We start from the raw sequence: 12880 nt of genomic DNA on the forward strand, positions 1-12880 counted from the left end.
CTGCGGCCGGAGGGCCCGGGGCGGCGCGCCGTCGCGCCGGGCGGCCCGGGGCCGGGTGCGCCCGGGCCCGGGCGGTCAGTCCCCGGCGCCGTACCGGGTGAGGTAGCCGGCGAACCGCGCGATGTCGTCGTCGGTCCAGTCGGTGAAGCGCTCGCGGAAGGCGAGCCGGCGGCGCTCGGCGGCGTCGGCGAGCAGCCGCAGTCCGTCCTCGGACGGGCGCAGCAGCTGGCCGCGCTGGTCCTCCGGATCGGGTTCGCGGGTGATCAGGCCGAGCTTCTCGAGGGCGGTGACCTGTCGGCTGACGGTGGACTTGTCGAGCATGAAGTGGGCGGCGAGGTCGGCGGCGCGACAGCTGCCGCGCTCCTTGATCAGGTCGAGCATGCTGTAGGTGACCAGCGACAGGTCGGGGTGCATCTGCGCGGCCTTGTGGCGGGCCCGGCGGGCGAACGCGGTGAGCTCGCGCTGGATGGCGTCCAGGGCGGCGTCGCGGTCGGGCATGCGTGCTCCTTCGGTGGGGGACGGCGGGACCACCGTACGGCGCGCGGGCGGGATGTCCGGCACCGGCCACCAAGTTGCGCTTTACAACCTAAGCCCGGAGGAGTACGTTCCGGTACGGACGGGTTCGCGGGCGGCGGCCCTGGACAAGCCGCCGCCCATCCCCCGCACGCCCCGGCGGCGCCGGGGCGCCTCAGAGCACCTCGGCGAGCTCGCGCAGCAGCCGGGCCTTGGCACGGGCGCCGACCATGCTCTTCACCGGCTCGCCGCCGCGGAAGACCATCAGGGTCGGCATCGAGAGCACCCCGTAGCGGGCCTGCGTCTCGGGGTTGGTGTCCACGTCGAGCTGGACGACCCGCAGCCGGTCCGCCTCCTCCCGGGCGACCTCGGCCAGCACCGGGGCGATCATGCGGCAGGGCGGGCACCAGGCGGCGGTGAAGTCCACCAGCACCGGCCGGTCGGCCGCGAGCACCTCGGTGGCGAAGGTGGTGTCGGTGACCTCGTCGATTCCTGCGAACGCCATGGGTGTTCCTCTCTACGTCGGGTCGGGACGGCCCGGGCGGGGCCCGGAGTGCGGGGCCAGTTCGCAGCGCGGTTCGGGACCGCCTGGCAGGTCGGCGGCGGCCTCGAACTCGGCGCGGGCGAGCTGGGCGGCGACCTCGTCGCGGACGGCCTGCAACCGGGCGACGACGGCGTCGAGTTCGGCGAGCTTGGCCCGGTAGACGTCCAGCGAGGCCGGGCAGGAGTCGCCCGCGGGGTGTCCGGCCTGCAGGCACTCGACGAACGGCCTGGTCTCCTCCAGCCCGAAGCCGAAGTCCTGCAGGATCCGGATCTGCCGGAGCAGCCGGAGGTCCTCCTCGTCGTACTCGCGGTAGCCGTTGCCGGTGCGCCGGGCGGGCAGCAGTCCGCGCGACTCGTAGTACCGCAGGGTCCGTGTCGTGGTGCCCGCCCGCCGGGCCAGCTCGCCGATCCGCATGCCCCCGACGGTAGACCTTGCCGTGGACGTCAACGCCAGCCCGTCCGCCGGGGAATCAGCCGCCGGTCTCCCGGAGGTCGGCGACCGTCCGGTCGGAACTCCGCACGGCGTACCGGACCCGCAGCGCCGCGCCGCCCGCCCACCGTTCGTCGACGGCGACCAGGACGAGCCCGCCGGCCGTGCCCGCGGGGCGGGCCGTCCAGGAGTCGGGGGCGGTGGCCGCCCGGAAGACCGGGTCGGCGCCGGGGTGGCCGGCCAGCCACGCGTCGAGGCGGGCGTTCAGCTCCGGGGCCAGCCACTCGGCGCGCACCTCGGAGGGGGTGAGGCCGGGGCCGGTGCCGCGCACGGCGTCCCGGTACGCGGCCAGGAAGCCGCGCACCACCGCGGTGTCGGCGGGGGCGGAGGCGGAGGCCGGGCCGGGGACGGCCGCGAGGGTCAGGGCGGCGAGGCAGGCGAGGCCCGCCGGCGGGGTGCGCACGGCGCCCAGCCGACCACGGGCCCGGGGCGCCGCGGCGGCGACACACGGGCCGTCACCCGGACGGGTCGGGCCGGGACGGCTCAGAGCGTGGCGGCGGCCTCGTCCAGGGCGGTGGTGATCCGGCCGAGGAGCTGCTGCAGCTGGGCGAGCTCCTCGACGGTGACCGAGGAGGAGCGCAGGATGCGGCGGGGCACCGCCTCCAAGGCCTGTTCGCGCAGGGCGGCGCCCTCCTCGGTGAGGCGGACGGTGACCGAGCGCTCGTCCTCGGCACTGCGTTCGCGGCGCACCCGGCCGGCCGCCTCCAGCCGCTTGATCAGCGGGGAGAGGGTGCCGGAGTCGAGCCGCAGCCGCTCGCCGATCTTCTTCACCGGGAGGTCGCCGTGCTCCCAGAGCACCAGCATCACCAGGTACTGCGGGTAGGTGAGGCCGAGGTCCTTGAGGACGATCCGGTACACGCTGTCGAAGGCGCGCGAGGCCGCGTGCAGCGAGAAGCAGATGTGGCGGTCGAGGCGGAGCAGGTCCTCCTCGGGCACCGCTGGCAGTGCGGTCATGCCTCCCAGGATAGCCGGGTCGCCGACATTTTAGTTGTGCGCAATTTAGTTGTGTGCTCTACTTGTGGTCACAGGGCAGCCGGGACCTCCGGCCGCCGCTCCGATGTGGGAAGAGGACGGGTCCATGGACGCGCTGTACACCGCTGTCGCCACCGCCAACGGCCGCGAGGGTCGGGCCGTGAGCTCCGACGGACAGATCGACCTGGCGCTGGCGATGCCGCCGGCGCTCGGCGGCAACGGCCAGGGCACCAACCCCGAGCAGCTCTTCGCGGCGGGCTACGCGGCCTGCTTCGCCAGCGCCCTCGGCCTGGTCGGCCGGCAGTCCAAGGTCGACACCGGCGACATCTCGGTGACCGCCGAGGTCAACATCGGCAAGGACGACACCGGCTTCGGCCTCTCCGTGGTGCTGCGCGTCGAGGTGCCCGAGGCGCTCGCCGGCGAGACCGCCGAGCTGCTGGTCAAGCAGGCCCACGAGGTCTGCCCGTACTCCAAGGCCACCCGCGGCAACATCCCGGTCGAGCTGATCGTCGAGTAACCGCCGCGGGGCGCGAACGGGGGGAACGGGGGCGACGGGGGAAACGGGAACGGCGGACCGCAGGGGCGGGGAGAGCGCCCCGGCGGTCCGCCGTTCCCGTTGCGGGTGCCGCTACAGCGCGGCGCGGATCCAGCCGTCCACCACGGGGGCCAGGTCCTGCTGGGCCGCCGCGTGGTCGAGGTGGTAGGTGCGCACCGAGTCGCCGCCGTGCAGGAAGCCGCGCTTGTCGAACTCCAGGACGACCTCGACGCCGTACGCGTCGGCGATGAAGGTCACCTCGATCTCGTTGCAGCGGTGCGCGTACTGCGGCGCCGCCCGGAACTCGATCTCCTGGTAGAAGGGCAGCGTCTGCCGGGTGCCGCGGATGTGGCCGGCCTCCAGGTCGGCACGGGTGAAGCGGAAGCCCAGCGCGAGCAGGGCGTCCAGCACCCGCTGCTGCACCGGCAGGGCCTCGACCGCCAGCGGGTCGGCGTCGCCCTTGTCCAGCTGGCCCGCGATGTCCACCTCGGTGCGCACGCCGAGCGCCATGCCCGACAGGTGCTGGCCGGCGATCGAGGTCGCCGGGGTCTCGAACGGCACCGGGAGGGCGAACGGCACCGCGCGGTGCTCGCCCGCCGCCAGCCGCAGCGGGCCGCTGACCACCGCGGAGGCGAAGGTCTTGTTGGTGTGCCCCTCGTGGTCCTCGTACTCGACCTCGACCCGGGCGACCAGCGCGAGGGTGATGCCGTTGATCTCCGCGTCCCGCTCGCCGCCGACCAGGTTGACCTGGCCGTGGACGGTGCCGCCGGGGTGCACGGTCGGCGTGGACAGGACCGTGTCCACGGTGGGTCCGCCGACGCCCAGCGCGCCGAGAAGCCGCTTGAACACCATCGGTGCTCTCCTTACCGGTTCGGGTGGTGAGGGGGCCGATCGTACTTTGCCCGCGCTTGACCCGGACGGCCCCGACCCGGCACACCGCCGCGGCACGCCGTCACAGCGGCGTGGCGGCCTTCAGCACCAGCAGCAGCGCGGTGGCCGCGTTCAGGGCGGAGAGCGCCGAGGCGGCGGTGCCCGCGGCGGCCAGCATCGCGGCCGGACCGGCCGGGCTGTGCGCGGGCGGCCAGGCGCGGCCGGACGGGACGGGGCCGAGCAGCGCCGCCACCCGGCGCGGCACCGGACCGGGCGCCGGATCGGCGAAGGCCGCGGCCCCCGGCAGCACCCCCTGGTGGGCGACCAGGGCCGCCCGGGCGACCGCACGGGCCGTCGTCCGGCGGTCGCCGACGGCGCCGGCGGCCTCCTCGTCGGCCCACCGCTCGGTGGAGTACGCCACCGCCCGGTGCAGCGGTTGCAGGAAGGGGTTCACGCAGGCGGCCAGCCGGGTCGCCAGCAGGTAGCGGTGGTGCCGGTGCGTCAGGTGGGCCTGCTCGTGGGCGAGCAGGGCCGCCCGCTCGTCCTCGGCCAGGTGCGCCAGCATGCCGGTGGAGACCACGATCCGGCCGGACCCGCCGGGCAGGGCGTAGGCGTACGGGCGGTCGTCGGGCAGTACCGCGGGCCCGTCCTCCGCCGGGAGGTCGGCGACCGCACGGCGCGCCCGGGCGGCGACCCGCAACCGGCCGGCGAGCGTGCGGGCGACCGCACCGAGCACCACCGCGAGCATCGCGATCGAGGCCGCGCCCACCTCGACGTGGAACGGCACCATGTCGCGGACCTCGGGATCGGACCAGCTGTCCGGCAGCGGGTTGCCGGGGATCTGCGCCGTCCCCAGCACCCCGAGCAGGCCGAGGCAGAGCGCGCTGCAGCCGGCCATCGCCAGGCCGAACCCGGTGAGCAGCCGGGTCGCCGCCCGCGGATGCAGGTGCTGTTCGGCCAGCCGGGAGATCGGCAGGGCGGTCAGCGGCAGGACGAGCGGCAGGAAGAGGAAGACGAGGACGGCCACGGCTCAGCCCTCGCGGCGGGCCGGCCCGTCGTGCTCCCGCCCGGTGCCCGCGGACTGTGCCGTGCCGTCCGAGGCGCTGTCCAGCAGGGCCCGCAGCAGCACCTCGTCGTGCGGCAGCAGCGCGGAGACGAAGCTGGCGAGGACGGCGTCGCGGTCGGCCTCGCTGTCGAGCACCCGGCGCATCTTCAGGGCGGCCAGCCCGGCCGCGTCGGCGGCCTGCCAGTGGTAGGAGCGGCCGGAACGGGTGCGCGAGACGGCCTTCTTGGCGTGCAGCCGGGAGAGGATGGTGACGACCGTGGTGTAGGCGAGTCCGCCGTCCAGCCGCTCCTGGACCCAGCCCGCGGTGGCCGGCCCCGGCGCCCCCCGCAGCAGCTCCAGCACCTGGGCCTCCAGTTCGCCCTGGCCGCGGCGGCGGGCCCGGAAGCCGCCGGCGTCGGGCTCGCGCTCCTGGACCATGGCGGCGCCTCCCGTGCGTCCCCGGCAGGGCCTGCGCCCGCCCGCTGCTGCGCGCCGCGGGTGCGACGGCGCCGCCATCCTACTGAGCGGTCCGGTCCGGGCCGTCCGGTGAGACCGCGTCAGGGCGCGGGGAAGGGCCCGTTCGGCCTCTACAGTGCTGTAGATTCATGGCTCACAGTGATCGGATCGGCCGGGCGGACGGGCCCGGTGCGGCACTCCGGGAGGGGAAGCCATGGGAGTCTCGCTGGCCAAGGGCGGCAACGTCTCGCTGAGCAAGGAGGCCCCGGGCCTGACGTCGGTCATCGTCGGACTCGGCTGGGACGTCCGGTCGACCACGGGCGCCGACTTCGACCTCGACGCCAGCGCCCTGCTGTGCGGCGAGAACGGCCGGGTGATGACCGACCAGCACTTCGTCTTCTACAACAACCTGGCCAGCCCGGACGGTTCGGTCGAGCACAGCGGCGACAACCTGACCGGTGGCGGCGACGGCGACGACGAGCAGATCAAGGTCGACCTGGTCGCCGTGCCGCTCGCCGTCTCGAAGATCGTCTTCCCGGTGTCGATCTACGACGCCGAGAGCCGGCTGCAGAACTTCGGCCAGGTCCGCAACGCCTTCATCCGCGTGGTCGACCGGGCCACCGGCCGCGAGGTCGCCCGCTACGACCTCTCCGAGGACGCCTCCAGCGAGACCGCGATGGTCTTCGGCGAGCTCTACCGGCACGGCACGGACTGGAAGTTCCGCGCGATCGGCCAGGGCTACGCCTCGGGCCTGCGCGGCATCGCGCTGGACTACGGCGTCAACGTCTGACCCGTCGGGGCCGGGCGGATCCGGCCTACAGGTCCAGCCGGTAGTGGCAGAGGCGGCGCGTCGGACGGTAGCCGAGGGCTTCGTTGGCGCGCCGCATCGGCGTGTTCTCCTCCGCCGTGTCGGTCATCAGTCCCTCCAGCGCCGGGTGCCGGCGGCGGGCGGTGCCGATCGACGCCGCCTTCATCCAGCCGGTCAGACCGCGGCCGCGGTGGCCGGGCAGCACGCCCGTGCCGTAGTGCTGGCCGTCGCCGGTGCCGTCGCCCGGCACCACCAGTTCGGTGAAGGCCACCATCGCGCCGTCGTCCTCGGACAGCACGGCGACGGTGTGCAGGAGGTCGCCGCGTGCCGCGACCTGGTCGGCCGCGGCACGCAGCCGCTCCGCCGTCCAGCGGACCGGGCCGTGGCCCGTACCGCCGAGCGGCATGTCGTCCATCGCCGGGCGGGCGGCGAGGTAGCGCTCCAGCAGGTCGTCCGGGACGGCACCGTCCCAGTCCACCAACCGGTAGCCGGGGTTCGCGCGTTCGGCGCGGGCGGCGAGCGCCCCCTCGTCCGCGTCGGCCAACGGCAGCCGGGCCTCGATCAGGACGAGCACCCGGCGCAGCCCGCGGGCGGCGAGGAAGTCCTCACCGGGCCCGCCCTCCTCGGCGACGGCGAGCAGGACCTCCCGGCCGTCCGTCCGGGCCGCCCCGGCGGCGGCCTCCAGCAGCAGGGTGCCGGTGCCGCGCCGACGCTCGGCCGGGTGCACGGTGATCTCCACCTCGGCCAGCCGGCGCTGCTCGTCCCGGTCGGACAGCCGCAGGAAGGCCGATCCCACCGGCACGCCGTCGTCGGCGGCGAGCCAGGCGGTCCGGCTCCGGTGCGGGCTGGCGGAGGGATCGGCGAGGGCGGTGAGGCGGATCGGCACGGCGGCTCCAGGCGCTGCGGGCGGACGGCGGCCCGGCGACCGTAGGCAGCACCGAGTCCGCGCCGCAAAGCATTTACGGCAACGCCACCGGTCGGACCGTCCGCGGCACTAGACGCCGTCCGGGCGCCGGCGGGAGTCGGTGGTGACCACCAGGACGGCGGCGAGCAGCACCAGGTTCTTCACCACGAACTCGCCGACCAGGGTGAGCAGCAGCGGGTTGCCGTCGTCGAAGGCCGTGCCGGGCATGAACAGCAGGACGCCGAAGGTGCCGCAGAGGTGGGCGCCGAGCACCGGCAGGGCGAGCAGCAGGCCGCGGCCGGAGAGCAGCCAGAGGCCGAGCAGCACCTCGACCCAGCCGAGGGCGGGGACGACCCAGCCGCCGGGGTGACCGGGTATGGTCCCGGTCACCAGGACGCCGGCCGGGCTGCGCTCGATGATCTTCAGGATGCCGAACCACACGTACAGCACGCCGAGTCCGGCCCGCAGCAGGGTCACGCCCCAGCGGTGCAGGCCGGGGCGCAGCCGGGTGGTCAGGGTCTGCGGCGCGGGTGCGGCCGGCAGCAGCGGGCCCGGCGGCTTGAGCTCGGGGGTCATGGTCACGACGGAGTGCCTCCAGAACACGGCGGATGACGGGTCGGGACGGGTCCGCGCGGGCAGGGCGCAGCGGCGCGCGGTCCAGCGGGGCGGAGGTGCGGGTGGCCGCGCGGACGGGTCCTGGGAGTTCTTCGAAGTGCGCTCGGGAGGTCGATGGAGGGGCGCGGGGAACTGCGCGGTCCGGGGGTGGCGCAGCTGAGGAATCCGGCTGCCCCCTGGTCCGCACAGCGGCCCGCATCCGAATCGCGCAGTTCCCCGCGCCCCTGAACGACCTCCGGACGCCTTTGAAGACAGGCCCTAGGGGGCGTCCTGGCGGCCCGTGGCAGGGCGGTGCAGGCTTCGCAGGCTGCGGATGCCCTGCTCGCCGCCGTGCGGCCCGCCGGGCCGGCCGCCCGTGTCGCGGGCTGCCGGCTCGCGGCCGCCGAGCTCCCGCCGGAGCTGTTCCCGGTAGGTGGCCCGGTAGGCGTTGGCGGCGATCCGGTTGCCGGCCGCCAGGTAGGCGGCGACCAGCGTCTCGTGTGCGCTCTCGCGCAGGTTGTCGGCGTGGATGGCGATCAGTGCGGCGTCGACCGCGGCGCCCACCCAGCCGGCCTGGACGAGCCGGAAGGAGAGTGCCTCCAGGGTGTGCAGGCGCTGTTCGCGCCAGCGCATCCGGTGGTGGTCGAGCCAGTCCTCCTCCCAGTCCGGCAGCAGGTCGTGGCCGAAGTCGCAGGCGGCGGCCCGGCCGAGTTCCTCGGCGTCCAGGGGGAGCGCGAGGTTGAGCACCCGGGTGGCGGTGGTGCGCAGTTCGCCCAGGTCGGTGGCGACGTCCGGGGCGAGCCGGAGCCGTTCCCGGCCTTCGTGCAGCAGGTCGGCGCGGCAGCCGGGGAGCCGGTGCAGCGCGGTGCGCAGTGCCGCTCCGGCGCGGGCGGGTTCGAGGCCCGGCCAGAGGACGGCGGCGGCCCTGGCGCGGGTGAGGCCGCCGGGTTCGACGGCGAGCAGGGCGAGCAGGCGGCGGGCGCCGATGCCCGGCTGGACCTCCTCGCCGTCGAGGTGCAGGGCGAAGCCGCCCAGCAGGTCGATCCGCACGCCCGTGACCGGGCACGGGCGGTGGCCGTCCGTGCCGTCGGCGGCCCGCAGGGCCCGTGGGCGCGGTGGTGGAGCGGGATCGGCCGGGACGCTCCGACGTGCCTGGCCGCCCCTGGCGGTGGCGACGCTGCGGATTCCGGCGCCGCCCGGAAGTGCTTGGATCATGGCTTGCCCCCGTGTTCGCACCGTGGTCCGCCCGGGGGCGGTCCGTGGCGTCGCGGCGCCGGGGGCGGGCACCTCGCCGCGGTGTCGTCCGCGCTGCGGTGCCGTGCCCGGTGCCGCTCGTCGGTTCCGCTCCCTGGTGTCGGGCGGCCTCATTTCCACGCTAACCACCGCGGGTCGGCCGCAGCGAGCGCCATCGCCGCATTGCATGGGAGCCATAGAAGAAGCCGATCGGCCTCCGGACGGGCACCGTTCGTCTGAGCAGCGGCGATTCCGGCCCGCACAAATGTTTGACGAGACACCGTCAGCTCCGGTGCAACACGGTGCAATGCGGCTGCAACGTTCATGCCACGAACCGTCACATACCTTCCGCACAAAGCCGCTTCCCCGGCCGTCGGCCCGAACGCGAGAAGGAACGACACCGATGACCCTTCCCCTCCCCACCCGAAACACCACCCGCCGCCGGGTCATCGCCGCCGGACTCGGCGTGGCCGGCACGCTGGCCCTGCCCGCCACCGCGTGGGCCTCCGAGACCCGGACGGGCCGCCGCGCGCCGGGCGCGTACCAGGTCAGCGTCATCGTGCGCTGGAACCAGGCCGTGATGGACGCCATCCTCGCCGAGTACAAGCTCGCCGGCACGGTGTTCGGCCCGGCGACCATCAACGCGCGGGCGCTGGCCGTCATCCACAACGCGATATACGACGCCTGGGCCTGTTACGACTCCTGCGCGGTGGGCACCCGGTTCGGCGGCTCGCTGCGCCGCCCGCGCCGCGAGCGCACCCTCGCCAACAAGAACGAGGCCGTCAGCTACGCGGCGCACCTCGCGATGCGCGACCTCTTCCCGAACCAGGCGGCCGCCGCCGACTCCTTCCTCCGCAGCCTCGGCTACGACCCCGCCGCCCAGGCCGGCCCGAACACCCCGGCCGGCATCGGCCGCCGGACGGCCCAGGCGGTGCTCGACTTCCGCCACCAGGACGGCGCCAACCAGGCCGGCGGCTACACCGACACCACCGGCTACACCGCGGCGAACCAGCCGCAGTCGATCGCCGCCTTCGACCCCGCCCTGGTCACCGCACCCGAGCACTGGACCCCGCTGATCGTCGGCGGCAAGACGCAGAAGTTCCTGACCCCGCAGTTCTCCGTGATGACGCCGTTCGCGCTGAGCCGGCCCGACCAGTTCACCGTGGCGGCCCCGCCGGCCTACCCGTCCACCCGGATGTCGGACGCGATCGAGGAGCTGGTGGAGATCAGCGCCGGCCTCACCGACGAGCACAAGGCGATCGCCGAGTTCTGGCTGGACAACGACGTCACCCCGCCCGGCGCCCAGCAGTCCTGGGCCCGCTTCGTGTCGGCCCGCGACGGCTACGGCATCGACGAGGACGCGGTGCTCTTCTTCGGCCTCAACATGGCCGAGTGCGACGCCGCGATCGGCTCCTGGGCGGTCAAGCGGCAGTACGACTTCGCCCGCCCCTCCACGCTCGTCCCCTACGACCGCCGCGGTCAGCAGATCCGCGCCTGGGGCGGCCCCGGCCAGGGCACCGTCACCATGGACGGCGTGCACTGGCGGGCCTACGTGGCGGTGCCGGGCTTCCCCGCCACCGTCTCCGGCCACTCGACCTTCTCCGGCGCCGCGGCCGAGTTCCTCCGCCGCTTCACCGGCACCGACTCGTTCGGCGACTCCTACCTGTTCAAGGCCGGCACCTCGACCGTCGAGCCCGGGCTGACCCCGGCCGTGGACGTGACGCTGCAGTGGCCCACCTTCACCGCCGCCGCCGAGCAGGCCGGCATCTCCCGGATCTACGGCGGCATGCACTGGAGCTTCGACAACGGTCCCGGCCTGGAGATGGGCCACAAGATCGGCGGGGTTGTGCACCGCAAGGCCATGGACCTCCTCCACGGCTCGCACAACTGACGCCGTCACCACGGGAGCTGACACACCATGACGAACCAGACCGCCAACCGGCCGGCCTCCGCACCCGCCCCGGCCGCCGGGTCGGGCGGGGGCCTCGGCGGCCGCGCCCCGGCCTTCGCCGGCACCCGGGCCACCGTGGCCGGCACGCTCGCCACCATCGTGTCGCTGCTGGTGCTGGCCGTGATCGGCAAGGCGACCGACTCGCTGCTGCTGATCGCGCCGCTCGCCGCGACCGCGATGATCATCTGCGCCAGTCCGGCCCTGCCGCCGGCCCAGCCGCGCAACGTGCTGCTCGGCCAGATCGGCTCCGCGGTGATCGGCTACGCGGCCGCCGCGGTCGCCGGCCACTCGCTGTGGACGGCCTCGGTCGCGGCCGGCCTGTCGGTCGCCCTGATGGGCGTGCTGCGGGCCGTCCACGCCCCGGCCGCCGCCACCGCGGTGCTGGTGGTCGTCCAGCACCCGGCCCCCGCACGGTTCCTGCTGCTGCTCGCAGCGGGCAGCGTCCTGCTGATCCTCGTCGGCCTGCTGGCCTCCCGGATCGGCGCGATCGGCAAGTACCCCACCTACTGGTGGTGACCGCACCCGGCGGACCGGCGGCCCTCGGCCGCCGGTCCGGCCGGCCCAGCGATCCGAAGGGAGTAACGATGGACCGCGAGAGCGTCCTGGTCGACTGCGACTGGGTCCGGACCCACGGCTCCGACGGGGGCGTCGTCCTCGTCGAGATCACCGACGGCGGCCCGAACCCGGGCGGCCGGATACCCGGGGCGGTCAGCCTCGACTGGACGACCGACCTGCAGGACCGCGTCCGCCGCGACCTGATCGGCCCGGAGGCGTTCGCCGCCCTCCTCGGCCGGCACGGCATCGGCCCGGACGACACCGTCGTGTTCTACAGCGGCAACAGCAACTGGTGGGCCGCGGCCGGCTACTGGCAGTTCCGGCTGCACGGCCACCGCGAACTGCGGCTGCTGGACGGCGGCCGCGCCCGCTGGGAGGCGCTCGGCGGCGACCTGACCGTCGAGGCCCCCGTCCGGACGCCGGTGGAGTACCCCGTCCGGACGCTCGACGCGTCGCTGCGCGCCCACCGGGACACCGTCCTCGGCGGCATCGGCGCGATCAACCTGGTGGACTGCCGCTCGCTGGAGGAGTACCTCGGCCAGCGCACCGCCCCGCCCGGCGTCCCGGACGACCAGGGCGTGCGACCCGGCCACGCCGAGTCCGCGCAGCACATCCCGTGGAGCGCGACCGTCCGCCCGGACGGCACCTTCCGCGACGCGGAGGAGCTGGAGGCGCTCTACAGCCAGCTCGACAAGGACGCGCCGACCGTCGTCTACTGCCGGATCGGCTGGCGGTCCGCGCACAGCTGGTTCGTGCTGAGCGAGCTGCTCGGACGCCCCGGCGTCGCCAACTACGACGGCGCCTGGCGGGAGTTCGGCTCCCTGATGGGCGCCCCGATCGTCTCCGGGCCGCTGCCCTGGGGCGTCGTCCGCACCTCGGAGGTGGCCCGTGCCTGACGTGACGGTGATGCGCGACGTACTGCGCAACGGCTTCGACCAGACCGACCTGCCCTGGGTGCCGTGGACCGAACCCGGCCGCGTGGGCGTGGAGTTCGTCGTCCTGTGGGGCCCGGACGCGGAGCGGGGCGAGGACTCCGCCGCCCTGCTGCTGCGCTTCCCGCCCGGCGCGCACGGCGACTTCCACGAGCACCTCGGCCACGAGCTGATGCTCGTCCTCGACGGGGTCCTCGACCACAGCGACGGCCGCCGCTTCGTCCGCGGCGACCTCGTCGTGGAGGAGCCCGGCACCCGGCACCAGATGTCCAGCGCCGAGGGCTGCACGGTGCTCGCCGTCCGGGCCCGCCCGGCCTCGGCCCGCACGCCCGAGGCGGACGAGATCACCACCGGGGTCGGCGCCGGCGCCTGACCCGTCGTCCGAACCGCTGCCGGGTACCGGAGCCGCCCACCACGGCGCCCCGGTACCCGGCCGCCGCACGACGGGCGCCCGCCACCCGCGGCCGCGCCCGTACCCG

At 75.0% G+C, this 12880-nt stretch carries 17 protein-coding genes; 6 read left to right on the forward strand and 11 right to left on the reverse strand.

Annotated elements, in window-relative coordinates:
* Positions 1-75: 75 nt before the first annotated feature.
* The 5 genes from AB0442_RS30255 to AB0442_RS30275 all read right to left on the reverse strand — a co-directional run bounded on the left by AB0442_RS30255 (position 76) and on the right by AB0442_RS30275 (position 2500).
* A complete protein-coding gene (locus tag AB0442_RS30255; RefSeq protein ID WP_366166828.1) occupies positions 76-498 on the reverse strand; it encodes a MarR family transcriptional regulator in 423 nt (140 codons plus the stop codon).
* Positions 499-688: 190 nt separating this feature from the next.
* On the reverse strand, positions 689-1018 hold the full coding sequence (trxA, locus tag AB0442_RS30260) for a thioredoxin (protein ID WP_344624549.1): 330 nt from the start codon (positions 1016-1018) through the stop codon (positions 689-691).
* Positions 1019-1030: 12 nt separating this feature from the next.
* Entirely contained in the window at positions 1031-1471 is a 441-nt protein-coding gene (locus tag AB0442_RS30265; protein ID WP_366166829.1) for a MerR family transcriptional regulator, read from the reverse strand.
* A 55-nt stretch (positions 1472-1526) separates the two neighbouring features.
* Positions 1527-1949, reverse strand: coding sequence for a hypothetical protein (locus tag AB0442_RS30270; RefSeq protein ID WP_366166830.1), 423 nt, complete (start codon positions 1947-1949; stop codon positions 1527-1529).
* A gap of 80 nt (positions 1950-2029) precedes the next feature.
* A complete protein-coding gene (locus AB0442_RS30275) occupies positions 2030-2500 on the reverse strand; it encodes a MarR family transcriptional regulator (protein ID WP_263104545.1) in 471 nt (156 codons plus the stop codon).
* Between the two features lie 124 nt (positions 2501-2624).
* Between AB0442_RS30275 and AB0442_RS30280 the strand changes: the two genes are divergently transcribed.
* On the forward strand, positions 2625-3035 hold the full coding sequence (locus AB0442_RS30280; protein WP_263104544.1) for an organic hydroperoxide resistance protein: 411 nt from the start codon (positions 2625-2627) through the stop codon (positions 3033-3035).
* Between the two features lie 111 nt (positions 3036-3146).
* Here the strand turns inward: AB0442_RS30280 and AB0442_RS30285 are convergent, their stop codons facing one another.
* The 3 genes from AB0442_RS30285 to AB0442_RS30295 all read right to left on the reverse strand — a co-directional run bounded on the left by AB0442_RS30285 (position 3147) and on the right by AB0442_RS30295 (position 5406).
* Entirely contained in the window at positions 3147-3905 is a 759-nt protein-coding gene (locus AB0442_RS30285; protein WP_366166831.1) for a sporulation protein, read from the reverse strand.
* 100 nt (positions 3906-4005) lie between these two features.
* Entirely contained in the window at positions 4006-4950 is a 945-nt protein-coding gene (locus AB0442_RS30290; RefSeq protein WP_366166832.1) for a M56 family metallopeptidase, read from the reverse strand.
* Positions 4951-4953: 3 nt separating this feature from the next.
* Positions 4954-5406, reverse strand: a complete 453-nt coding sequence (locus tag AB0442_RS30295; RefSeq protein ID WP_366166833.1) for a BlaI/MecI/CopY family transcriptional regulator — start codon at positions 5404-5406, stop codon at positions 4954-4956.
* Positions 5407-5638: 232 nt separating this feature from the next.
* On the opposite strand from AB0442_RS30295, the gene AB0442_RS30300 reads away from it, so the two are divergent.
* A complete protein-coding gene (locus AB0442_RS30300; protein WP_366166834.1) occupies positions 5639-6214 on the forward strand; it encodes a TerD family protein in 576 nt (191 codons plus the stop codon).
* A gap of 25 nt (positions 6215-6239) precedes the next feature.
* On the opposite strand, the gene AB0442_RS30305 is transcribed toward AB0442_RS30300, so the two are convergent.
* The 3 genes from AB0442_RS30305 to AB0442_RS30315 form a co-directional block, all read right to left on the reverse strand.
* Positions 6240-7118: a GNAT family N-acetyltransferase gene (locus tag AB0442_RS30305; RefSeq protein ID WP_366166835.1), complete on the reverse strand. Its 879-nt coding sequence runs from the start codon at positions 7116-7118 to the stop codon at positions 6240-6242.
* A gap of 108 nt (positions 7119-7226) precedes the next feature.
* The gene (locus tag AB0442_RS30310) at positions 7227-7718 is read right to left on the reverse strand and encodes a hypothetical protein (RefSeq protein ID WP_363549468.1); all 492 of its coding nucleotides are present in this window, start codon (positions 7716-7718) and stop codon (positions 7227-7229) included.
* A 291-nt stretch (positions 7719-8009) separates the two neighbouring features.
* Positions 8010-8945: a BTAD domain-containing putative transcriptional regulator gene (locus AB0442_RS30315; protein ID WP_366166836.1), complete on the reverse strand. Its 936-nt coding sequence runs from the start codon at positions 8943-8945 to the stop codon at positions 8010-8012.
* A 421-nt stretch (positions 8946-9366) separates the two neighbouring features.
* Between AB0442_RS30315 and AB0442_RS30320 the strand changes: the two genes are divergently transcribed.
* From AB0442_RS30320 to AB0442_RS30335, 4 genes are all read left to right on the forward strand, one after another.
* Entirely contained in the window at positions 9367-10854 is a 1488-nt protein-coding gene (locus tag AB0442_RS30320) for a vanadium-dependent haloperoxidase (RefSeq protein WP_366166837.1), read from the forward strand.
* Between the two features lie 27 nt (positions 10855-10881).
* Positions 10882-11430, forward strand: a complete 549-nt coding sequence (locus tag AB0442_RS30325; protein ID WP_363549477.1) for an HPP family protein — start codon at positions 10882-10884, stop codon at positions 11428-11430.
* Between the two features lie 68 nt (positions 11431-11498).
* Positions 11499-12365, forward strand: coding sequence for a sulfurtransferase (locus AB0442_RS30330; RefSeq protein ID WP_344624563.1), 867 nt, complete (start codon positions 11499-11501; stop codon positions 12363-12365).
* Positions 12358-12774, forward strand: a complete 417-nt coding sequence (locus AB0442_RS30335; protein WP_344624564.1) for a cupin domain-containing protein — start codon at positions 12358-12360, stop codon at positions 12772-12774. The genes AB0442_RS30330 and AB0442_RS30335 overlap by 8 nt, the downstream gene beginning before the upstream one ends.
* Positions 12775-12880: the final 106 nt, after the last annotated feature.

The organism is Kitasatospora sp. NPDC085895 (genome assembly GCF_040702125.1).
GTDB classification, from domain to species: Bacteria; Actinomycetota; Actinomycetes; order Streptomycetales; family Streptomycetaceae; genus Kitasatospora; species Kitasatospora arboriphila.